25 protein-coding genes and 3 tRNA genes are annotated in these 23,275 nt (G+C 41.8%); 6 read left to right on the plus strand and 22 right to left on the minus strand.

Features of this window, described 5'->3' with window-relative positions:
- Positions 1 to 64: 64 nt before the first annotated feature.
- The 9 genes from NCY30_RS07525 to NCY30_RS07565 form a co-directional block, all read right to left on the minus strand.
- Positions 65 to 2,143, minus strand: a complete 2,079-nt coding sequence (locus NCY30_RS07525) for a heavy metal translocating P-type ATPase (RefSeq protein WP_022415940.1) — start codon at positions 2,141 to 2,143, stop codon at positions 65 to 67.
- Between the two features lie 104 nt (positions 2,144 to 2,247).
- On the minus strand, positions 2,248 to 2,565 hold the full coding sequence (locus tag NCY30_RS07530; RefSeq protein ID WP_022415939.1) for a DUF6110 family protein: 318 nt from the start codon (positions 2,563 to 2,565) through the stop codon (positions 2,248 to 2,250).
- Between the two features lie 170 nt (positions 2,566 to 2,735).
- A complete protein-coding gene (locus NCY30_RS07535; RefSeq protein WP_022415938.1) occupies positions 2,736 to 3,137 on the minus strand; it encodes a transcriptional repressor in 402 nt (133 codons plus the stop codon).
- 20 nt (positions 3,138 to 3,157) lie between these two features.
- Positions 3,158 to 3,520, minus strand: coding sequence for a heavy-metal-associated domain-containing protein (locus NCY30_RS07540; protein WP_022415937.1), 363 nt, complete (start codon positions 3,518 to 3,520; stop codon positions 3,158 to 3,160).
- A 12-nt stretch (positions 3,521 to 3,532) separates the two neighbouring features.
- On the minus strand, positions 3,533 to 3,694 hold the full coding sequence (locus tag NCY30_RS07545) for an ACS family MFS transporter (protein ID WP_138376016.1): 162 nt from the start codon (positions 3,692 to 3,694) through the stop codon (positions 3,533 to 3,535).
- Positions 3,695 to 3,708: 14 nt separating this feature from the next.
- A complete protein-coding gene (locus tag NCY30_RS07550) occupies positions 3,709 to 3,918 on the minus strand; it encodes a FeoB-associated Cys-rich membrane protein (RefSeq protein ID WP_161170300.1) in 210 nt (69 codons plus the stop codon).
- A gap of 61 nt (positions 3,919 to 3,979) precedes the next feature.
- The gene (gene feoB, locus NCY30_RS07555) at positions 3,980 to 6,163 is read right to left on the minus strand and encodes a ferrous iron transport protein B (protein ID WP_250818599.1); all 2,184 of its coding nucleotides are present in this window, start codon (positions 6,161 to 6,163) and stop codon (positions 3,980 to 3,982) included.
- A gap of 70 nt (positions 6,164 to 6,233) precedes the next feature.
- Entirely contained in the window at positions 6,234 to 6,452 is a 219-nt protein-coding gene (locus NCY30_RS07560; protein WP_250818600.1) for a FeoA family protein, read from the minus strand.
- Between the two features lie 57 nt (positions 6,453 to 6,509).
- Entirely contained in the window at positions 6,510 to 6,719 is a 210-nt protein-coding gene (locus NCY30_RS07565) for a FeoA family protein (RefSeq protein WP_006428444.1), read from the minus strand.
- A gap of 254 nt (positions 6,720 to 6,973) precedes the next feature.
- Here NCY30_RS07565 and NCY30_RS07570 point away from each other — a divergent pair, with 254 nt between their 5' ends.
- A complete protein-coding gene (locus NCY30_RS07570; RefSeq protein ID WP_055193370.1) occupies positions 6,974 to 7,354 on the plus strand; it encodes a metal-dependent transcriptional regulator in 381 nt (126 codons plus the stop codon).
- 77 nt (positions 7,355 to 7,431) lie between these two features.
- Complete coding sequence (locus NCY30_RS07575; protein ID WP_055193372.1) at positions 7,432 to 7,953, plus strand: nitroreductase; 522 nt, start codon at positions 7,432 to 7,434, stop codon at positions 7,951 to 7,953.
- A gap of 115 nt (positions 7,954 to 8,068) precedes the next feature.
- Here NCY30_RS07575 and NCY30_RS07580 read toward each other — a convergent pair whose 3' ends face one another.
- From NCY30_RS07580 to NCY30_RS07605, 6 genes are all read right to left on the minus strand, one after another.
- Positions 8,069 to 9,190 carry a 5-methyltetrahydropteroyltriglutamate--homocysteine S-methyltransferase gene (locus NCY30_RS07580; RefSeq protein WP_006428441.1) on the minus strand — a complete coding sequence of 374 codons (1,122 nt, stop codon included), beginning with the start codon at positions 9,188 to 9,190 and terminating at the stop codon, positions 8,069 to 8,071.
- 227 nt (positions 9,191 to 9,417) lie between these two features.
- A tRNA-Pro gene (locus NCY30_RS07585) sits at positions 9,418 to 9,491 on the minus strand.
- A gap of 63 nt (positions 9,492 to 9,554) precedes the next feature.
- Positions 9,555 to 9,625: transfer RNA gene (locus NCY30_RS07590), tRNA-Gln, on the minus strand.
- Positions 9,626 to 9,771: 146 nt separating this feature from the next.
- Positions 9,772 to 9,842: transfer RNA gene (locus NCY30_RS07595), tRNA-Gln, on the minus strand.
- Positions 9,843 to 9,935: 93 nt separating this feature from the next.
- On the minus strand, positions 9,936 to 10,226 hold the full coding sequence (locus NCY30_RS07600; protein ID WP_242853876.1) for a hypothetical protein: 291 nt from the start codon (positions 10,224 to 10,226) through the stop codon (positions 9,936 to 9,938).
- A gap of 64 nt (positions 10,227 to 10,290) precedes the next feature.
- Positions 10,291 to 11,610, minus strand: a complete 1,320-nt coding sequence (locus NCY30_RS07605; RefSeq protein WP_055182075.1) for an MATE family efflux transporter — start codon at positions 11,608 to 11,610, stop codon at positions 10,291 to 10,293.
- A gap of 106 nt (positions 11,611 to 11,716) precedes the next feature.
- Between NCY30_RS07605 and NCY30_RS07610 the strand changes: the two genes are divergently transcribed.
- Together NCY30_RS07610 and NCY30_RS07615 are read left to right on the plus strand one after the other, a co-directional pair.
- Entirely contained in the window at positions 11,717 to 11,860 is a 144-nt protein-coding gene (locus NCY30_RS07610; RefSeq protein WP_139009388.1) for an NAD(P)H-dependent oxidoreductase, read from the plus strand.
- Positions 11,861 to 11,878: 18 nt separating this feature from the next.
- Positions 11,879 to 12,679, plus strand: coding sequence for a MerR family transcriptional regulator (locus tag NCY30_RS07615; protein ID WP_055182074.1), 801 nt, complete (start codon positions 11,879 to 11,881; stop codon positions 12,677 to 12,679).
- Between the two features lie 176 nt (positions 12,680 to 12,855).
- Here NCY30_RS07615 and NCY30_RS07620 read toward each other — a convergent pair whose 3' ends face one another.
- From NCY30_RS07620 to NCY30_RS07640, 5 genes are all read right to left on the minus strand, one after another.
- On the minus strand, positions 12,856 to 14,070 hold the full coding sequence (locus NCY30_RS07620; protein WP_055182071.1) for an LL-diaminopimelate aminotransferase: 1,215 nt from the start codon (positions 14,068 to 14,070) through the stop codon (positions 12,856 to 12,858).
- A 4-nt stretch (positions 14,071 to 14,074) separates the two neighbouring features.
- Positions 14,075 to 14,923, minus strand: coding sequence for a diaminopimelate epimerase (gene dapF, locus NCY30_RS07625; RefSeq protein WP_250818601.1), 849 nt, complete (start codon positions 14,921 to 14,923; stop codon positions 14,075 to 14,077).
- A 29-nt stretch (positions 14,924 to 14,952) separates the two neighbouring features.
- Positions 14,953 to 15,501: an ANTAR domain-containing response regulator gene (locus NCY30_RS07630; protein ID WP_055182064.1), complete on the minus strand. Its 549-nt coding sequence runs from the start codon at positions 15,499 to 15,501 to the stop codon at positions 14,953 to 14,955.
- Positions 15,502 to 15,558: 57 nt separating this feature from the next.
- The gene (gene glnA / locus NCY30_RS07635) at positions 15,559 to 16,890 is read right to left on the minus strand and encodes a type I glutamate--ammonia ligase (RefSeq protein ID WP_006428434.1); all 1,332 of its coding nucleotides are present in this window, start codon (positions 16,888 to 16,890) and stop codon (positions 15,559 to 15,561) included.
- Positions 16,891 to 16,970: 80 nt separating this feature from the next.
- Positions 16,971 to 18,170, minus strand: coding sequence for an FprA family A-type flavoprotein (locus NCY30_RS07640; protein ID WP_055182062.1), 1,200 nt, complete (start codon positions 18,168 to 18,170; stop codon positions 16,971 to 16,973).
- A gap of 134 nt (positions 18,171 to 18,304) precedes the next feature.
- On the opposite strand from NCY30_RS07640, the gene NCY30_RS07645 reads away from it, so the two are divergent.
- Positions 18,305 to 19,441, plus strand: coding sequence for a sensor histidine kinase (locus NCY30_RS07645; RefSeq protein WP_130096188.1), 1,137 nt, complete (start codon positions 18,305 to 18,307; stop codon positions 19,439 to 19,441).
- 2 nt (positions 19,442 to 19,443) lie between these two features.
- Positions 19,444 to 20,157, plus strand: a complete 714-nt coding sequence (locus NCY30_RS07650; protein WP_006428431.1) for a response regulator — start codon at positions 19,444 to 19,446, stop codon at positions 20,155 to 20,157.
- A 208-nt stretch (positions 20,158 to 20,365) separates the two neighbouring features.
- On the opposite strand, the gene NCY30_RS07655 is transcribed toward NCY30_RS07650, so the two are convergent.
- Together NCY30_RS07655 and NCY30_RS07660 are read right to left on the minus strand one after the other, a co-directional pair.
- A complete protein-coding gene (locus NCY30_RS07655) occupies positions 20,366 to 20,845 on the minus strand; it encodes an EamA family transporter (protein WP_006428430.1) in 480 nt (159 codons plus the stop codon).
- Between the two features lie 41 nt (positions 20,846 to 20,886).
- On the minus strand, positions 20,887 to 23,145 hold the full coding sequence (locus tag NCY30_RS07660) for a glycogen/starch/alpha-glucan phosphorylase (protein ID WP_250818602.1): 2,259 nt from the start codon (positions 23,143 to 23,145) through the stop codon (positions 20,887 to 20,889).
- Positions 23,146 to 23,275: the final 130 nt, after the last annotated feature.

Genomic DNA, 23,275 nt, shown 5'->3' on the forward strand with positions numbered 1-23,275 from the left:
ACTTTTGTCATCCCTGTTCATTTCTTTATCCATTATTTTTTAGATATTTTTTCATATTGTATCTTTACTCATCGAGCAGATTCTGCATACTTCTAAGTCCAATGATCAGAGTGGATGTATTATGAAGTAATGCGGATGTTGTCGGCATGATGATACCTGCTACACCAAGTGCGATCAGTCCTGCATTGAATCCTACAATTGAATGATAATTGTGGCTGATTCTCTTGATCAGACCGTTACTGATCTTCTTTAATGTAACCAGTTCTTTTAAATTGTCTGCGCCAACTGTAATATCAGCAATTTCTCTTGCAATCTCTGCTCCATCACTGATTGCGATTCCTACATTGGCTGCGGAAAGTGCCGGTGAATCGTTGATACCGTCACCAATCATGATAACTTTACGTCCGGCTGCTTTTTCTCTTTCACAGAATTCTGCCTTATCTTCCGGTAATACCTCCGCATAATATTCATCTACACCAACACGCTTTGCAATAGCCTTTGCTGTACGTTCACTGTCACCTGTCATCATGACAATTTTGCTAAGTCCGGCCTTTCGCAGTTCACAAATCACTTCTACTGCTTCTTCACGCAGTGGATCTTCGATACAGATCACGGCTGCAAGTTTTCCTTCAATTGCCATATAAAGATGTGAATATTCTTCGGGCAGATTCTCAAATTTTTCTTCCATGCCTTCCGGTATTACTACTTTTTCATCTTCAAATACAAAGTGATAACTTCCGATTACGGCTTTCTTTCCTTCAATCTGTGTTGAGATGCCGTGAGCAACAATATACTCAACTTTTGAATGCATTTCTTCGTGATCCAAATGTTTTGTCTTTGCCGCGCTTACCACTGCTTTTGCCATTGAGTGAGGGAAATGTTCCTCCAGGCATGCAGCAATACGGAGCAGTTCATCCTCACTCATTCCGTTAAATGATACCACTTCTGCTACCGTCGGTTTTGCCTTTGTCAGTGTACCGGTCTTGTCAAATACGATCGTATCTGCTTCGGCAACCGCTTCCAGATATTTTCCACCTTTTACAGTAATCTTGTACATACCTGCTTCACGGATTGCAGAAAGTACGGAGATTGGCATAGCGAGCTTTAATGCACATGAAAAGTCTACCATCAGAATCGACAGTGCCTTTGTTGCATTTCTTGTAAGCAGATAAGTAAGGGCCGTACCGCCAAGCGAATACGGAACTAGTTTATCTGCAAGATGCTCTGCCCTGCTTTCCAGTCCGGATTTTAATTTCTCGGATTCTTCGATCATTGCTGCAATCTTCTCATAACGGCTGGAACCGCCGACTGCTTTAACATCGACTGTCACTTCTCCTTCTTCTACAACAGTTCCGGCATAAACATAATTTCCTGTAGTTCTTCTTACCGGAACAGATTCTCCTGTCAGTGAAGCCTGATTGATCATAGCTTCTCCATCCACAACCTCTCCGTCAAACGGGATGACATTTCCCATATGTACGACAACCTGGTCTCCGGATTTGATCTGATTAGAAGAAACCAGAACCGTCTGATCTCCGGTCTTTAACCATACTTTTCCTACATTTAATGACATGGTTCTTGCCAGGTCATCTACAGACTTTTTATGTGTCCACTCTTCTAAGAGTTCACCGATTCCAAGCAAGAACATGATCGAACTTGCCGTACTGAAATCACTTCTGAAGATTGATACTCCGATTGCTGTTGCATCCAGTACCGGAACTTCAATCCTTCTTTCCATCAGGGTCTTGATGCCTTTCCAGATATATTTTGCCGACATGATCGTTGTATATGCTGCCGAGATCGGATATGGCAGTAAGAATTTTCTTCCATAATGGAACAGAATCTTATCCACCAGTTTCTCCTGATACTCTGCATTCATTGCTCTTCCGGATGTCTCTAACAGGCCATTCGGCACTTCTACTTCCTCATAACGGAATCTGCGGAGTCCTTCGATGATTGTTTCTCTGTTTCCCTTATAATGAATCGTTGCGTCCGCCGTTCTGTCATAGACATCTGCGCGGAATACGCCGTCTATATTCTGCAAATAAAAGAGAAGAATGTCCGCCTGTTCATGAGTCATGCGTTTCTGCTCCATGTGGATACGGATTCTTCCTCTTATCTCATGCTTAATCTTAAATTTCACTCTTGTCACCTCTTGCTAGTCTTACAAAAGCACCTGCAGATGTTCCGCAGGTGCCTGTATCTATGTATTTTCGGCAACTTTTCTTTATCTTCAGTGCCGGATTTTTATTCTTCTGTTGCTTCAGCAGTATCTTCTGCTGTCTCTTCTGTCTCGCAAAAATCATCTACAACTTCTGCTTCTGCCTCTGCTGCTCTGTCTTCATTGATCTGCTTTGCTTCTGCTAAAATATCTCCTGCATTCTCCTGAACGCTTGTTGCAGTCTTCATCACACAAGATTTTGCTCTTAATACGGCTGCTGTACAGTTTGTATATAATTTCTTTGCATCATCACTTGTCAGGATCTTGATTCCCGCTGTTCCGAAAGCTACTCCTGCCGCAAAAAGTCCTGGTTTTTTCCAATTAATGTCTTTTAAATTTAACATATGTATTCCCTCCATTGTATATTTATTAATTCATCACTACAAACATTATAACAAAAAGGACATCCCTTCATTTGTGTCCGGCAGTCGTTTTTGTTTCTGCAAATTATAACACCAAGGAATGTCCTTTTCAAATATTTTCAGGCTATTGATAAATTTTATCAACTGCATATTTATGACTGCACTGTTATGTTCCGTACTTTCTGATCTTCTACATAACCACATGCTTTCAGTCCTGCCTGTATCACAGCATTCCAGTTCTTTGCAGACAGATGCTTGATCGTATCATCGTCCAGTTCAACCGTACATGCATTCTGCAGGTCACAATCCGGATCACATGCTACTTTATACATATTTCTTCGATTGATCGCTCCGATTTCCTCCAGCTTGTTGATCATCCGGTATACGGTTGCTGTTCCGATGCTTGGATCGATCCGAGATGCGCGGTAATAGATTTCTTTGCAACAGGAACAGTTTTCTTCCAGTATAATATCCAGAAGCATCAGTCTCTGCTTGGTGATCCTGCATCCACTGGCTTTTAGTTTCTGTACAATCGCTTCTTTTGCCTTATCCACCTGTCATCCTCCTATCGTATCTACTCTGTAATAGAAGCAACCTGAAATCCTGCTTTTTCAACTGTTTTTTTCAAAACATCATTTGCAATCTCACGGTCATAAGACACCACTGCTTCTTTCTTCTGTAAGTCCACTCTTGCCGAAACACCTTTTATCTCATTTAACGCTTTCTTTACTGACTGTACGCAGTGCTCACAGGTCATACCTTCGATATGAACTATCTTCTTTCCGATCACCGGATTCTTCAGTTCTTTATCGTCAGTTTTGATGATACCGGTTCCGCCGCCACAGCAGGGACTGTCACCTTTAAAATGCCTGATTGCTCCTCTCAGTGCAAATCCAAGAAGAACGATCACGATTAATACAACTATAATATCTGCCATATCTCTATCCCTCTATTCTTTGTTCTCCTCATTATCCATGCTGAACTTTTCGTCTCTTTTTTTCTCCTGCCATTTCCTGAACCAGAGAAATGCCTGATAGATAGAAGCACCGACAATGTAAAGGACAATCACGATCACGAACAGGTAGAACATAGAGCCTGTCGAATTGCCCATGACTGCCAACTCCTTTATTTACCATACATATTTTCGATCATTTTTTTCACTTCATCAGGATCTGAACTGTAGCATCCACCACCGCATCCACTGCATCCGGCACAGCTGCCGCCGCATCCCTGGATGACTCCATTTTTAAATCTCTTCACAATTCCGTATACCAGGTATGCGCAATACCCTAATATTAATGCTAAAATAATGATATCTGCTAAAATGGCTACCATGAAAACTGCCTCCTTCAAAGGGAAATCCGGACGTAAATGAGTTACGTCCGGTCCGCTCTACTTATGCATTTACAGAACGTTTGGAATAAACTTTCTGATCTTTATACGGATCAGGTCTGAATAACAGGAACAGCATGACTGCTACTACCACAAATGCCACTGCTGTACCAACTCCAAATCCGCCGCCAGTTACCAATGTACCGATCTGGTATACACAAAGTGTTACGAGATAAGCGAATACATTCTGGAACAGGATTGCAAACCAGAACCATTTTCTGGACTGCATCTGCTGTGCCATTGTTGCAATCGCTGCCAGACAAGGTGAATCTAACAGGTTGAATAGCAGGAATGAGAACGCTGCTACTGCACTTGGGAACCATGCCTGAATAGCCTGAGCTACTGTTACAGTATCTTCTGACTGACTCTCTGCTACGTTTGCAAGTACACCCATTGTTGAAACGATTGCTTCTTTTGCTGTGAATCCAGAAAGAGAAGCTGCTACTGGCTGCCACTCTCCAAATCCAAGTGGTGCAAAGATTGGTGCGATAAATCCACCGATTGCTGCAAGTAAGCTGTCTGCACTGTCGTCTACAAGTCCGAATCCGCCATTTGTGAATCCGAATCCACCAAGGAACCACATTACTACACAAGCAAGGAACAGGATTGTTCCGGCTTTGATGATGAATCCTTTCAGTCTTTCCCATACATGGAGAAGAACTGTCTTAGCCTGTGGAATATGATACTGTGGAAGCTCCATAACGAATGGTGCCGGTTTTCCTGAGAATGGTTTTGTCTTCTTCAGGATGATTGCTGCTACTAATACTGCTACGATACCTACGAAGTACATGATAGGTGCCATAAATCCACCTGCCGTGTAGCTTCCTGTTGCATAGCTTGTCATAACTCCACCCATTAATGCGATAACCGGTAATTTAGCTCCGCATGGGATGAATGTTGCTGTCATGATTGTCAGACGTCTGTCATTGTCCTGCTCAATGGTCTTAGAAGCCATAATTCCAGGGATACCACAACCTGATGAGATCAGAAGTGGAATGAAACTTTTACCAGACAGTCCGAAGTGTCTGAATACACGGTCCATAACGAATGCGATACGTACCATATATCCGCAGTCTTCCAGGATAGAAAGGAAGAGGAACAGGATTGCCATCTGTGGTACGAATCCAAGTACCGCTCCGATACCGCCGATGATACCATCAACTACCAATCCTTCGATCACGCTGCTTACACCGGCTGCTTCGAGTCCTTTTGAAGCGAGATCCTGAACAGCAACTACAAATGTATCATTTGTCCAGTCTGTTACGATTGTACCGATTGTTGTTACGGAAATGTAGTAAACAACAAACATAACTGCGATGAAGATCGGGATACCAAGAATACGGTTTGTAACAATTCTGTCAATCTTATCGGATGTTGTTAATTTGTCTTTTCCTTTTTTGACAGTTGTCTCAACGATCTTCTGGATGAATTTGTAACGTTCATCTGTTACGATACTTTCCATATCATCGTCGTGTTTTGTCTCAAGTTCTTTTCTGTCTTTATCAACTGCTGCCTTTGCTGCTGCGGAAAGGTTCATACTTTCTACAACCTTGCTGTCGTTCTCAAGGAATTTCACAGCATACCATCTCTTCTTGTCTTCTGAGATTGTATCCGGAAGAACTCCCTTCACGTCTGCAACTGCTGCTTCCATTTCTTTAGAGAAGATTTCTCTTGGAAGATCAACTTCTTTTTTATTAGCTACTTTGATTGCTGTCTCAATCAGAGTATCCAGTCCTGTCTGCTTCAGAGCAGAAGTTTCAACAATCGGGCAGTCTAATAACATTGAAAGCCTATTTGTATCGATCTTGATTCCTCTCTTCTCCAAAAGATCTGTCATGTTCAGTGCGATAACTACCGGCACACCTGTCTCGATAAGCTGTGTAGTAAGATACAGGTTACGCTCGATATTCGTTGCATCTACAAGATCGATGATAACATCCGGATCATCATTTAAGATATAATCACGACTGACTACTTCTTCCAGTGTATATGGTGAAAGAGAATAGATACCCGGAAGGTCTGTTACGATGATGTCATCGTTCTTTCTCTTTCCTTTTAATTTTCCCTCTTTTTTCTCTACTGTAACACCTGGCCAGTTACCAACATACTGGTTGGCACCCGTTAAGGCGTTAAACATTGTGGTTTTACCACAGTTTGGGTTTCCCGCAAGTGCGATCTTGATTCCCATTCCTATTTACCTCCTTGAACGTGTAAATTCTAATGCGACAATATGTATCTGTCAGTTCCTTCGGTAAGTCTTATTTTACCTGGACACACTGAGCATCGTCTTTTCTTACTGAAAGCTCATAGCCTCTTACTGTAATCTCTACAGGATCTCCAAGTGGAGCTACCTTTCTGATATACAGCTCGCTTCCTTTTGTAATGCCCATGTCCATAATACGGCGCTTGTATGCGCTGTCCCCTTTAATCTTCGTTACAACAACTGTACTTCCAACTTTTGCATCACCTAAAGTCATTGCTGTTTCTCCTTTCCTTAGATTGTTAGTATCTATAATACAGCAGACACCCCGGTACTAAACCATGATGTGCCGCGCCATATCCTCATTTACTGCCACTCTGGAGTCTTTGACATTTACGATCACATTGCCTCCGATCTTCGACAGTACAACAACTTCCGCTCCTGCAACAAATCCAAGATTTGCCAGAAAACGTCTTGTCTCTTCATTTCCACCAATACGTGAGATTGTGTTTGTTTCACCGATACCGGCCATTGTAAGCGGCATAATAACACCTCGTTTTCTTTATGTATGATTTTTTGCATTTTCTCTGCCTGTTTTGATAATGATTTTGATAATGATAAATGTTTTCATTATCTCCTGCAATAGTTAGTATATGCTAACGTTCGTTAGCTGTCAACCACTTTATTTCATTTTATTGATTATTTTTTCTCATTAAGATTTTTCTTTTATTTGCCAGTAATTTGGAACTATGCTATACTAAATTCAATGTTAACGTATGAAGGAAGGAATGACTTATTATGAGCAATGTATTAAATGAATCTGCTGAGAACTACCTTGAAACGATTCTGATTTTAAGCCAGAAACTGCCTGTAGTGCGTTCCGTAGATATTGCCAATGAGCTTGGATTCAAGAAATCCAGCGTCAGTGTTGCCATGAAGAACCTTCGCGAGAAGAAACATATTAAAGTAGATGAGCAGGGATTTATTCATTTGACACCATCCGGCCTGGAGATTGCAAATATGATTTACGAACGCCACACACTTTTATCATCCTGGCTGATACATCTCGGCGTACCTGCGGATGTCGCTGCTGCCGATGCATGTAAGATGGAGCATGTGATCAGTAAAGAAAGTTTCGAAGCGATCAAGAGACATGTATACGAGAACAAAGAAGTGTAAATCATCCGTTTCGTTTTATTTTCTTTTTATATTATGAGATTTTATTTTTTCACTGTATTCTAAAGGAGTCTTGATTTATGAACGAAAGTATTAAAAACATGATCGAACGCCGCAGTGTACGCGGTTACAAACCGGACATGATCCCGAAAGAAGATCTGGATCTGATTCTTGAAGCAGGCACTTATGCCGCAACCGGCATGGGAATGCAGTCACCGGTTATTATTGCCGTTACAGACAAAGCCACCCGCGATCAGCTTTCCAAAATGAATGCGGATGTCATGGGAACTGATACAGATCCGTTCTACGGAGCACCGGTTGTCCTGGTTGTATTAGCTGATAAGAACAGACCGACACATATCTATGACGGAAGCCTTGTCATGGGCAATCTGATGAATGCTGCCGCTTCTCTTGGAATCGGAAGCTGCTGGATCCACCGGGCGAAAGAAGTCTTTGCATCGGAAGAAGGTAAGGCTCTTTTGAAAAAATGGGGCGTGGAAGGTGATTATGAAGGCATCGGACACTGCGTGCTCGGATATCCGGCCGGAGATGTGCCGAAAGCGAAGCCTCGTAAAGAGAATTATGTGTATCATGTAGATTAAATGAATAACGAGAACAGAAAAAGAGGAATCCTGGATCAATGTGATCTTTGGGATTCCTTTTTTCTTCGAGCAGCGTATTGTAAATCTGCTGTTTGATACTTCGGTATGTATGGTCTTATGCGTCCTTCCATACCTCTTCTGCGATTTCTTTCACCAGTTTTAATTTTGCCCACTGCTCTTCTTCTGTCAGTTTGTTACCAATTTCACAGGATGCAAATCCGCACTGCGGGCTTAAACACAATCTCTCAAGTGGAATATATTTTGCTGCTTCATAGATTCGTTTGATCACTGTTTCTTTGTCTTCAAGTTCCGGTGACTTAGTTGTGATCAGTCCCAGAACGACTTTCTTATCTTCTGAAACCTTTGCCAGCGGCGCAAATCCGCCCGATCTTGCATCATCATACTCCAGGAATAAAGCGTCTACATTTTCCTTTGCAAATACATAGTCTGCTACGGAATCATATGGGCCGCTTGTGAAGAATGTAGAGTGATAGTTACCTCTGCAGATATGTGAAGTAATCACCATATCTTCCGGTTTTCCTTCTAATGCAAGGTTATTCACTTCCAGTAACTGTGCTTTTACTTTGTTCAGATCCAGCCCCAGTCTCTCATATCTCTGCTTTGCGGCATCTCCTACGATTGCGCCCCATGTACAGTCATCTAACTGAAGGTTACTGCATCCCGCTTCATAGAACTGTCTGATAACTTCCTGATATGCTTTTCCGATGTCCTGAATCAATTCTTCGTTTGTTGCATAATATTTTCTTGTATTCTCAAAGTTTGCCGGAACGATCATCTGCTGGAACATCTGTGCCGGTGCCGGGATTGTATATTTTGCAACGGTGTTCTCATCTTCGAACTGTTTTAAGAATTTGAATCCTTCTACAAATGGATGTGCTTTTGCCTTTACTTTTCCTGTCAGGTAAGTATCTTCTACTGCTGCCATCTCTGCATTGAACTGTACGCCGGCTCCTGTCTGCTCATGACCAACGCCTTCGAATCCCCACATAAAGTCCAGATGCCAGTAAGTTCTTCTGAATTCTCCGTCTGTAATGATGTGGAATCCCAATTCTTTCTGCTTTGCAACTACTTCTGTGACTGCCTTATCAACGATTGCATCACATTCTTCTTTTGTGATCTTTCCTTCGCTGTAATCTGCTTTTGCCTGTTTTACTTCCTGTGGTCTTAAAAAGCTTCCCACAAAATCATATCTGTATGGTGTCTGGTATTTGCTCATTTTCTATATCCTCCTGTGCTTTTCTTCCTGTTGTTTTTGTCTGGATATAGAGTAGCATGATTTGGATGATTTGGATAATACATATAACTTGTGTGTTGCTATAGCTTTAAGCTATAGCAATTAAAGCATCTATAAACCATATATCGCTGACGTTTTTACAAATACCAAGAATTACACTCTTTGACATAAAAAAATACAGTACCTATATCAGATACTGTATCATTCAATCGGAGTGACGTGATTCGAACACGCGACCTCTACGTCCCGAACGTAGCGCTCTACCAAGCTGAGCCACACTCCGATATATGCAATTTTAAAAAGTAACCGGACACTTTCAAAAGCATCCGGCGCCCCTGCCAAGGAACTACGGATAGAGGACTCGAACCTCTACTAACAGAGTCAGAGTCTGCTGTGCTGCCATTACACCAATCCGCATCAGTGTTATGTTCTGCATTGTTCAGCGAACAAATATTATTATACTGATTTTTAGAAAAAAGTCAATAGGTATTTTTGATTTTTTTCATACATTTCCGACAATATGAAAAACCGGATACTTCTTAATGAAGTATCCGGCATTGTAACTACGGATAGAGGACTCGAACCTCTACTAACAGAGTCAGAGTCTGCTGTGCTGCCATTACACCAATCCGCATCAATGTGACTTTTCTCTGCTGTTCTTAAGTTGTCCAGCGAATATTAATTATACTCGGATACAGAGAAAAGTCAATAGGATTTTTTTAAAAAGTTATTTTTTGTCATAAATTTTTGGTTCTACCGTTTTATTTTCAAAGTCTATGAATAACTGGAACGCATATCCGTCATCACTGGTATCCCAGACTTCCACATACTTTGGCTGTACTTCAATCAAAATCTCTGTATCTTCATGGCTGTATTTGTTATAACTTTCCCAGAGATGTTCTTTGTATCCCTTTTCAAAGCGTCTTCCCGGTTCTTCGACAACCAGGCCTTTATTCACAGCAATTCCTTCTACCTGCACACCGCCCCAGCATAATAATTGTGATTGCAGTAACATCATCTGCTAGATTTCATCTATATTCCTCTATGCTATATATGTAAATATTTCCAATTGAAATATTTTATCATTTTTCTCTTTTCCTGTACCACCGATAAAGCCCCAGTGCCAGCACCACACAGCAGCTCTCCGCAATCACCGGTGCCCACCAGATCGCTTCTCCTCCAAATACTGCCGTAAGGAACACCAGACTGATCACCAGTGCAACCAGACTCCTTGTAAGCGAGATCATCGTTGCAAATCCGGCCCTTTCTACAGAAGTAAAATATCCGCCAAGGACCACATTGAATCCCGCAATCAGGAAAGACAGGATAAAGATACGGAACACCCTTACGGAATACTTAATCAACGATGCTTCACTTTCTTTCAAAAACAGTCTTACAATGCCGCCTGCTCCCATATAACATACGACAACTGCTCCTACGGAACCCACAAGAGCCGCCGTGATTCCATATTTCAAAAGCTTTTTATATTTACCCGGTTCATTTTTCCCATAATAGTAGCTGATCAATGGCTGTGATCCCTGTGCAATGCCTGCCATGGACATGACAACGATCGTATTCACATACGAGATGATCGTATAACTTACCAGTGCGTATTCTCCGATGTACTTCAGGATTGCCTGATTAAAGAAGAAGATAATGATTCCACTTGAGAATTCCGTCACGCCGGACGACATACCATTGCGAATCTGACGCCAGATTTCTGACGGCATCAAATGGAACTTCGAAAATCTTATCGTTCCTTTCGGTCCGAGGAAATGCCACAGATACAAGAGGATCACTGCTGCCTGCGAGATTCCCGTAGCAAACGCTGCCCCCCAGACACCTTTATGTAACACCATGACCAAAATATAATCCAGGATACAGTTCAGTACGCTCCCGGACGTTACATAGATTGTCGCAAGCTTTGGATAGCCATCCGTCTTGATCAACGTCTCAAATGAATAAGAGAGAATATATACCATGGAAAATGGTGCAATTGTTCCAATATATGTTTTCGCATAAGAAAGAATATTATCAGTTGCTCCCAGAAATCTGGCAAACGGCTCTAGAAACACTATTACAAGAATTGTGATCAGAACCGATAATGTGCAAAGCAGCACAACATTCTGGGTAAACACTTCATTTGCACGTTCTTTTTCTCCCTGTCCCAGAAGAATCGCCACGATTGTCGAATTTCCCACCGCAAACAGGATAGAGATGGAAAACAGCCCCGTTGTAAATGGCATTGAGATATTGACGGCAGTTAATGCCACTTCTGACACTCCTCTTGCCACAAATATTCCGTCTACCATGGTATAAAGCGAGAATACCCACTGGGCAATGATCGATGGGATAATAAAACGTAAAAAATCACTTTTTAAAGACTTTCCCTCAAGTCTCATTCATAAAACCTCATTTCTTTTTGTTCTTTTCTTTCATTTATAGTTTAAACCTTGGTATAATACTAAGGTCAAGTATCATATTTTCATATACACAGGAGGTTTTCTTATGAATATTTTAATTTTAAACGGAAGTCCACATCCAAATGGTACAACTGCACAGCTTCGTGCCGCATTCGAAGCAGGTGCACTATCTCTTCCAAACAGTAATTATATTGAAGAAGCCGAAAAATCAGGCGCCTCTCTTTCATAGTTCCATCGCACAAAACATATGAAGCAGTTTTACAAAATTAATGAAATATCCAAACTATACAATATCGGACCAGATTCTCTCCGCTATTATGAAAAGCTGGGCCTTCTGGCACCAAAACGCGGGAAAAATAATTATCGGCTATATACTCTTGATGACCTGTGGCGACTGAACATCATCCGCGATCTGCGTCGTCTGGGATTCCCTATGGAAAAGATCCGGGAATATATGGACAACCGAAGCGTAGAAAATACACGTAAACTACTCACGGAAGAGCTCGATGCCATTCATCAGCAGATTCAGGAATTAAATCGCCTGCAGAAAAACGTTGAAGAACGTCTGCAGACATTATCCAGTGCCGAAGACCAGACATTACTTAAAATCCGGCTGCAGACGTTCCCTGACCGCTATTGCCATATATTGAATACACCTTACCATACAGATGAGGAGATGGATCTTCTGGTAAAACAGTTGTTGAATAAAAATACGGAGAATCTTTATATTATCAGCAACCATAACATTGGCTCATTCCTTCCGCTTAAGGAAATCAATAACGGGCAGTATGAAAATTATTCCGGTGTATTTATCATCGATAATTACGGAGAGTATTGTCTCAGTGGCGGCACATATCTTACATTCACCTACGCAGGGGATTACCGTCAGAATGTTACTTATATTCCAGAACTTTTAACCTATGCAGCCCGTCACGGTCTGGTTCCGGATGGACCTCTTCTGGAGCTGATCTGGGTAGACAACCATCAATCGGCAGATATCAGCGAACATATTACAGAACTTCAATTACGAGTATATCCGAAAGACTGATTTCAAATCTTTCTGTATGAATTGTAACCGCATGTGCCGGACACATAGCAATAAAAAACCGGTCAGTATTCGCATGCTTTTATTTTTTCAGCATACGAATACCGGCCGTTTTTTTATTTCATATTTTTTCTTATGCTATAACTTTCAAGATTTACACCGTAAATGCTTCCGGATTATTACATCTTCTTAATTCTTTCAATCGCTGCAACCGTATTCTCATATGTTCCGAATGCAGTCAGACGGAAGTATCCTTCTCCGCTTGGTCCAAATCCTGATCCAGGAGTACCTACTACATTCGCCTTATCAAGCAGGTAGTCGAAGAAATCCCATGAGGTCATTCCCTTAGGTGTCTCAAGCCAGATGTATGGTGCATTGACACCGCCTGATACGTTGTATCCAGCATCTTTTAAGCCTTCTTTGATGACTTTTGCATTGTTCATGTAATAAGCAACCTGAGCGCTTAATTGCTCTTTTCCTGCGTCAGAATATACAGCCTCTCCTGCTTTCTGGATAATGTAAGATGTTCCGTTAAACTTTGTACCGTGACGTCTTGCCCACAGAGAATGTAACATCACATCTCCGGATTTTACATCTTTTGGAATTACAGTGGCACTCAGACGCACGCCTGTAAATCCTGCATTTTTAGAGAAACTTCTGATCTCGATTGCACAGGTTCTTGCTCCGTCACATTCATAGATAGAATGCGGCACTTCTTTTTCTGAAATATATGCCTCATAAGCTGCATCATAAATGATGACTGCACCGACTTCATTTGCATAATCTACCCATTTCTGCAGCAGTTCTTTTGTAATCGTAGAACCTGTCGGGTTATTTGGGAAGCACAGATAAATGATATCCGGTGTCTCTTTCGGAATCTCCGGTGCGAAGTTCGTCTCTTTTGTACAAGGCATATAGATGACATTACTCCATGTTCCTGTAGCAGCATCATATGTACCTGTACGTCCTGCCATAACATTTGTATCTACATAAACCGGATATACTGGATCACATACAGCGATCTTGCTGTCCTTTGAGAAGATTTCCTGGATATTACCGCAATCTTCTTTTGCTCCGTCGGAAATGAAGATCTCATCTGCATTGATGTCGCATCCTTTTGCCTGATAATCGTTCTTAGCCATTGCACTTCTTAAGAACTCATATCCCAGATCCGGTGCATATCCGTGGAATGTCTCTGCATGTGCCATCTCGTCAACTGCTCCATGAAGAGCTTCAACGATTGCCGGTGCCAGAGGCTGTGTTACATCACCGATACTTAACTTAATAATCTCGGCTTCCGGATGTGCTGCCTGATATTCACGCTGTTTTCTTGCTACTGTTGAGAACAGATAGCTTCCTGGTAACTTCAAATAATCCTGGTTTACTTTAAACATCTTCTTACTCCTTTATCTCTGTAATGTCTATCACGCCGTCGAATACAACTTTTGCAAGGCCTGTCATAAATACATGATTCTTCTCCCGATCCCATTCGATCTGCAAGTCTCCACCTAATAATTTTACCGTAACACGCGTATCTGTCAAGTTATTTAATATACTGGCTACGGCTACGGCACATGCTCCTGTGCCACATGCAAGTGTCTCACCCGAACCGCGTTCCCATACACGCATCTCTACTGTATTCCGGTCAATGCAATGTACAAATTCTGTATTAATACGTTTTGGGAATCTCTCATGATTCTCGAATTTCGGTCCGATCTTTTCCAGATCCAGATTCTTTACATCATCCACATAGATGACTGTATGTGGATTTCCCATAGATACACCTGTCATATGGTATACCTGTCCATCTACTTCGATTGGCTCATCAATTACTTTTTCATTTTCTGATATGATAGGAATCAGATCTGATTTCAGTTCCGGTTTTCCCATGTCTACTTTGACAAGTACCACTTTTCCATCTTTTACGGTAAGATCCAGATATTTGATTCCGCCAAGTGTCTCTACAGAGATCTGTGTCTTATCTGTAAGTCCGTAATCATAGACATATTTTGCCACACACCGGATCCCATTTCCACACATCTCACCGCGGGAACCGTCTGCATTATACATCTCCATCTCAAAATCAGCTACTTCGGACGGATTGATCATGATCAGTCCATCCGATCCAATTCCGAAATGTCTGTCACTTACATATCTCGCCACCGCCGGCGGGTTTTCTATCTTTTCTTCAAAACAGTTCACATAGACATAATCATTGCCCAGTCCCTGCATCTTTGTAAACTTCATGCATTTCTCTCCTTTTATTGTCTCACATATTACTCTGCCATAATGCTCAGTACCATCTCTGCTGTTTCAACCATATTCGTCCCGCTGTCCATGCTGCTTTTCTGAAGATACCTGTGTGCTTCTTCCTCCGACATATTATTACGTGTCATCAGAAGTTCTTTTGCCTTTCTGATCGTCTCCTGCTGCTTCGGATCTCTGTTTTTCAGTTCTTTCCTTCGTTTCTTACGTCTCCGGTCCATGGATTGCAGCATCATATTCACAGTATTCAGAAGATCATATACTTTAATCGGCGTAGAAAGGCCTACGGTTCCTTCCACATCACCACTGCTCCATTTGTCCTGTGATGCTACCAGAAGCATTTCAAATGACTCTGGTAAATATTCACGAAGCTGTGTATACATCATATCTTTCATCCGATAACCGCAGACCACGATCCCATCGTCTACAGTATCTGCATAATGCATGGCCTGCGCACCAGTGGTACACACACCAATTACATCCATGCCTCCTCTGGCCAGCAGGTTTCTGATATTGGTTGCATTATCTTTATTCGGGAATACAACAATAAGCCCTGCCACTTACGCCACCTCCTGTCAGATACTCTTTTGCCCGTTCCTTTTTGTGCAAAATCTGTATTACAGTAAGTGCAGGTATTTTTCAAGTTCCCAGTCTGTAATCTGGATTCTGTAATCCTGATACTCAGATGCCTTAGCTTCTATATATTTTCTTGATAGGTCTTCTCCTAATATCTCCTGGATAAATGTATCCTTCTGAAATTCTTTTGCTGCCTCTATTAAACTTCCCGGCAATTTTTCAATTCCGAAAATCTTGCGTTCTTCATCTGTCATCTCATATACATTACGGTTTACTGCCTTCGGCGGCATCGTTCCTTCCTTGATTCCGTCCAGTCCTGCTGCCAGGCATACCGCCAGTGCAAGATATGGGTTAGCCGACGGATCCGGGTTACGAAGTTCGACTCTTGTATACTCCCCTCGTGTTCCCGGAATACGGATCAGAGGTGTACGGTTCTTTGCAGACCATGCAATATATACCGGAGCTTCAAATCCAGGGATCAGGCGCTTGTACGAGTTAACACTTGGATTCGTGATAAAAGTCAGTGCCTTCATGTGTTTCATAATTCCGCCGATAAAGCAATATGCTTCTTTGCTAAGTCCATATTCATCACTGGCATCCTGGAATACATTGATTCCGTCTCTGCTAATAGACATGTTCAGGTGCATACCAGAACCATTGATCCCGAATTTCGGTTTTGGCATAAATGTTGCATGTAACCCATGACGTTTTGCGATCGTCTTAACTACAAGTTTAAATGTCATAATATTATCTGCGGTCGTCAGCGCCTCATCATAACGGAAATCTATCTCATGCTGCGCCGGAGCCGCCTCATGATGGGAAGATTCAATCTCAAATCCCATATCTTCCAGCGTCAACACCATATCACGTCTTGCATTCTCACCAAGGTCCAGAGGCCCGAGATCAAAATATCCGGCACTTTCATGTGACAGCGTGGTCGGCAATCCGTCATCATCTGTATGGAACAGGAAGAATTCCAGCTCAGGTCCGACATTAAATTCGTATCCCATCTCTTTCGCATCTTCCATTACTTTTTTCAGGATATATCTCGGATCACTTTCATAAGGCGTTCCATCTGGTTTATACACATCACAGATCAGTCTGGCAACTTTTCCCTGCTGCGGTCTCCATGGAAATATCTCAAATGTATTCAGATTCGGATACAGATACATATCCGACTCTTCTACTCTTGCAAAACCTTCTATAGATGATCCATCAAACATGATTTCATTATCCAGTGCTTTTTCCAGCTGGCTTGTGGTTATCGCGATATTTTTCATGGTTCCGAAAATATCCGTAAACTGCAGCCGGATAAATCCTACATCCTCTTCTTCTACCATTCTCAATATATCTTCTCTTGTGTAATTGTTCATTCTATCGACCTCCACTCAATACACGTCTTTCATATCATGACATCTGCATTCTATTGTTCTTCACTGCTTCTTAGATGCATTTACATAGCATCTATGATCTGCTGTGCAAATGCATCTAAGTTATCTTCCTGATCCGCTTTTAATGTAGATTTGATCGACAGTTTCTGATCGAGTACCGTCATATTTTTCATCTCTTCTAACTGTTTTACGATCTGCTTTCCTGCTGTTGCAGCCCAGGTTCCGTTATCCATAACAGCAACCGTTCTGTTCTGTACAGCCAGTGCCTTCATGTGCGCCAGCAGATTTTCGATCGGTGGATAGATGCCTCCGTTGTATGTCGGGCATGCGATCACCACATGGCTGACACGGAAGATCTCGGCGATCAGTTCTGATACATCTGTCTTGGATGCATCATAGACTGCAATATTTTTTACACCTTTTGCACCAAGCTTTGCTGCCAGTGCATCTGCTGCCTGCTCTGTATTTCCGTAAATAGAACCATAGATAATGGCAACAGCCTGGTCTTCCGGCTCGTATTTGCTCCACTTATCGTGTTTCTCAATAAAGTAATTCAGATTATTTCTCCATACCGGTCCGTGAAGCGGGCAGATCATCTGAATATCCAGCCCTGCTGCTTTTTTCAGAAGTGCCTGTACCTGTATGCCATATTTTCCTACGATATTCGTGAAGTATCTTCTTGCATCATCAATCCAGTCCTTTTCGAAATCAACCTCGTCGTTGAACAGATTGCCGTTCAATGCGCCAAATGTTCCAAATGCGTCTGCAGAGAACAGGATCTTCTCCGAATCTTCATAAGATACCATAACCTCCGGCCAGTGTACCATCGGTGCCATCACAAAATGAAGGGTATGATTTCCAAGTTCCAGCGTGTCGCCTTCTTTTACCACAACCTGTCTGCCTTCCAGATCTGCATCAAAGAACTGGCTGATCATCTGCATGGTTTTTACATTTCCAACTACTTTTGTCTCTGGATATAACTCCAGAATTCTCTGGATATTGGCACAATGATCCGGTTCCATATGCTGTACGACAAGGTAATCTAATTTCCCGCCGTTTAATGCATAAGCTACATTTTCAATAAATTGTTCGGATGCGGATGCATCTACTGTATCCATCAGGGCATTCTTCTCATCTTTAATCAGATATGCATTATAGGATACCCCTCTTGGAATCGGGAATAAATTCTCGAATAAGTTTAATCTTCTGTCATTTGCGCCCACCCAGATCACGTGATCTGTTACATTTCTTGTACATTTCATAGTTCATTCCTCCTCGTCACATAATATCACATTTTTTACCACATTAACGCACAAACTTTTAGAATTTACGCATTATTTTTAATACAATTTTTCCAGTATTCCGATTTTCTTTTTTTGTGTTATAATCTAACAATATGAAAAGAATATCTGACCGGCTTTCGGAGAAAGGAGCAACATTGAAAAAAACAGCAAAAACCGACAATTCATCTGACCCTAAGACTTTATGCTATAATATTCTTTCTACTATCTGTATCCTGACACTGGCAACGGTTCTGGCTTTCTCATTTTTTCATATTACCAGAAGCGATCCTGCCAATATTGCACTTATTTATATTCTTGCTCTTATTATCATTGCCAGAATTACCAGTGGATATGTTTTTGGTATTATTTCTGCTTTGTTTTGTGTTATATTCATCAACTGGTGCTTTACATATCCTTATTTTAAAGTTAATTTTCAGATCAGCGGATACCCTGTCACATTTGTATTTCTGCTTTCCATTTCACTGATCGTATCCACATTGACAACACAGTTAAAGAAACAGGACAAAATGATTCTGGAAAGAGAGCGTGCGATCAATGAGGCAGACAAAGAACGGATACGTGCCAATCTTCTGCGGGCAATCTCTCATGATCTTCGTACACCGCTTACTTCTATTATAGGCTCTTCGGATTCTTTTATAGAAAATTATCAGAATCTGACTGATCCGGAAAAGCAAAGTCTTGTATCGTCTATTAACGAAGATTCACACTGGCTTTTGAATATGGTCGAAAATCTTCTGTCTGTCACAAGAATTCAGGATGATACCGGAACTGTTAAAAAAGAGGACGAAGTCGTAGAAGAAGTCGTTTCCGAAGCAATCATCCGATTAAAACGGCGGCTTCCGGATATTGAAATTCACGTAAGTGCTCCGGAAGATGTCCTGATCATTCCGATGGATCCGCTTCTTATCGAACAGGTTCTAATGAATCTGATGGAAAATGCTTTTGTTCATTCCGAAAGCGACAGGCCTATCGACCTTCGTATTACAGAAAACCCGGATACCGTTACCTTTCATATCATAGATTATGGAAAGGGTATTGACGAACAGACCATCCCACTGATTTTAAAAGGCGAATATACAGCCCCACGTACATCGGATACCCACCGTGGCATGGGAATCGGTCTTTCTATCTGCAACACTATTGTCCAGGCACATGGCGGAAAAATTGCCGCACATAATCATGCAGATGGCGCTGAATTTCTATTTACATTACCAAAGGGGGATACTTAATCATGAATGACAGCTATTCTATTTTGATCATAGAGGATGAAAAAAATATTCTGGACTTCATGTCCAGAACATTAAAGGCCAATGGATATAAAACAACTACCGTCACTTCCGGGAAGGCCGGATTGTCCATTATCAATTCACAATGTCCGGATCTGATCCTTTTGGACCTTGGACTTCCGGACATGGATGGAAATGATATCATAGCTTCTGTCCGCGAATGGACCAGTTGCCCGATCATCGTCATTTCAGCAAGAACCGGAGAACATGATAAGGTGGCCGCTCTGGATCTTGGTGCCGATGACTATATCACCAAGCCATTCGGCACTTCGGAACTGCTTGCCAGAATCCGTACTTCTTTACGTCACAGCAACCGTATGGCATCAAACTCGCCTCTTTATATCCGTCCTTACAAATGTCAGGGACTTATACTTGATTTCGAAAAAAGAATGCTGACTCTGGACGGCGAGGAGATACATCTGACACCTGTAGAATACAAAATTGTTGCCTACCTTGCGCGCAATTCCGGAAAGGTTATGACCTATGCTTCTGTAATGGCAAATGTATGGGGACCTTTTACCGACAACAATAATCGTATTCTGCGTGTAAATATGGCCAATATACGCCGCAAAATAGAACGGAATCCATCACAGCCACAGTTTTTATTTACCGAAGTCGGTGTCGGTTATCGTATGTGCGAAGATGAGAATGAAGTGTAATTTACTGCTCTATCTGCCGGGTACCCTTTTATATATACGATTGCTAAGAATGTGTTAAGGAACCCTGTCGGGTCTATACATTCACTTTAAATGTGTTATTATAGTTAATGAAGTGGCATATCGAAAAGAAAAGCCTCATTCATTATTCTCTCAAAAAAGGATGCAAATTGATGCATCCTTTTTTACTATCTGTATTTATTTCCTGTATTTATTTCGAATTGATATTCAAAATGAAAAGTGTAGATAATACCAGTGCAAATCCCAGAATATCTATTGCCGGGAATGCAGTTCCTAAAAAGATCGCCGCCACGATCGTTGCCGCTACCGGCTCCACGCTTGATAATAATCCTGCATATACACTTCCTGCGTATTTTACCGCTGCCAGATACAGACAGAACGGTAAGATTGTTCCCACGATTACGATTGTCAGGAATCCTACAATCACAATCATATCCAGATGTGCCTCAATTCTCCACGGTCTTAAGAATACCGCCAGCACGCCTCCGCCGATCAGCATCGCCCATGCGCATACTGACTCGGCCGGATATTTCTTAAGAAGCGGTCCCGGAAGTACTCCGTAGAAACAGGTCGTAATCGCCAGCAGCATTCCCATGATCAGGCCTTTCGGTGAAATGGATAATGCATGGATATTTCCCTGCGTTGCCACCAGAAAGATACCTGCATTCATTTTCCGATTGTTTTTGTGCGGCTTATTCCCTTGCACACATTTTATACATGCCAGATATCTCTGTTATACTCGGCGATCGTACGATCTGATGAGAAGAATCCTGCTTTTGCAATGTTCACGATCATCTTCTTTGCCCATGTCATACGGTCTTCGTAATCTGCAAATACTCTTTCTTTTGTCTGAATGTAATCTTTTACATCCAGAAGTGTCATGAACCAGTCTTTCTGGATCAGTTCTGCATGAATCTCAAGAAGTGTACGCACATCACCGATTTTCAGCATCTCAGGGCTGATAATGAAGTCTACCCACTTACGGATGTCTTTGTCATTGATATAGTAATCTGCTGCCACATAGTCTGATTTTGCATAGTGCTCGATTACCTGGTCGCTGCTCTCTCCGAAGATATAGATATTCTCGTCCCCGACAAGCTGATGGATCTCTACATTTGCACCGTCCTCTGTTCCAAGCGTTACAGCACCGTTCAACATGAACTTCATGTTACCTGTTCCACTTGCTTCCTTAGATGCCAGTGAAATCTGCTCAGATACTTCGCATGCCGGGATCAGTTTCTCTGCCATTGTCACATTGTAGTTCTCTACCATAACAACCTGCAGGTACGGTGCCACTTCCGGATCATTCTTGAGCAGTTCCTGTAAGCACAGGATTACATGAATGATGTCCTTTGCAATAATGTAAGCAGGTGCTGCCTTGGCACCGAAGATCATTGTAATCGGTCTCTTTGGTTTATTTCCGGCTTTGATGTCCAGATATTTGTAAATGATATACAGGACATTCATCTGCTGTCTCTTATACTCATGGAGACGTTTGATCTGAATATCGAAGATTGCGTTGTCGTTCAGTACAACTCCGGATTCTTTTTCCAGATATTCTTTTAATGCTGTCTTATTCTGCTGCTTAACATCCAGAAGCTCATTCAGTGCTTCTTCGTTATCGATCTGTACAAGAAGTCCTTCCAGTTTGGAAGCATCTTTACGGAACTCACCGACTCCGTATTTATCCATCCATTCTACCAGTTTCTTATCACAGTGCATCAGCCATCTTCTGAATGTGATACCATTGGTCTTATTGTTGAATTTCTCCGGATAAATGTCATAGAATGGCTTCAATTCTACATTTTTCAGGATCTCTGTGTGGAGTGCTGCAACACCATTGACACTGAATCCGTAATGCATATCCATTCTTGCCATGTGTACACGGTTCCACTCGTCGATGATCTGCACATCTTTGTTATCATATTTTGCTGCCACTCTTGCTGCCAGTTCACGGATGATCGGCATTAAGTGCGGAACAACCGCCTCCAGATAGTCGATCGGCCATTTCTCCAGTGCTTCTGCAAGGATCGTATGGTTCGTGTATGCACAAGTATTTGTCACGATCTCGATTGCTTTATCCATAGAGATTCCTCTTGCTGTCAAAAGACGGATCAGCTCCGGAATTACCATAGACGGATGTGTATCGTTGATCTGGATTACAACGTGTTTGTCAAGTTCTTCCAGTGAATAGCCCTTTTCTTCACATTCTTTTAAAATGAACTGTGCACCATTACTTACCATGAAATACTGCTGATAGATACGAAGCAGTTCGCCCTGTTTGTCACTGTCGTCCGGATAGAGAAACAGCGTCAGGTTCTCACGGATATCATTCTTGTCAAATGAGATTCCGTCGCCTACGATGTTTTCATTTACAGATTCGATATCGAATAAGTGAAGTTTGTTGGTTCCATTTTCATATCCGGTTACATCGATATCGTATAATTTTGAATGCAGGCTGAAATCTTTGAATGGTACATCGAATCCGATTCCTGTATCAGTAAGCCAGCTTGTATTCTGGATCCATGGGTTTGGAGTCTCTTTCTGTTTGTGATTTTCAAATACCTGTTTGAACAGTCCAAGGTGATAGTTCAGTCCGATTCCGTCTCCTTCCAGACCGAGTGTTGCAATAGAATCTAAGAAGCATGCTGCCAGTCTTCCAAGTCCGCCGTTACCAAGTGACGGTTCCGGTTCTACTTCTTCGATCTCGCAGATGTCTTTTCCATTTGCTGCAAGAAGCTCTCTTACTTCATCGTATACGCCAAGGTTGATCAGGTTGTTGGATAACAGTTTTCCGATCAGGAATTCTGCTGATATATAATATACTTTTCTTCCTTTTTCGGAAATATTTCTTCCTTTATCTGCTGCAGCTTCTTTTACCGTGTTAAGAAGTGCTGCGTAAATCTCTTCATTCGATGCATCTTTGATTGCTTTGCCAAGTGTCTGCTGTAACTTTTCTGAGAAATTCATAATTAACCTCCTGAATGTGTGCTGTCGCATGATTGTTTTTAATATTGATCTGAATCTTTGTTTCATCAGTTTTCTTTTGTTTTACACTGATATTATAATAGGATTATACATTTTATCTCTTGCATCATAG

The organism is Dorea sp. MB18-49 (genome assembly GCF_023669465.1).
GTDB classification, from domain to species: domain Bacteria; phylum Bacillota; class Clostridia; order Lachnospirales; family Lachnospiraceae; genus Dorea_A; species Dorea_A longicatena.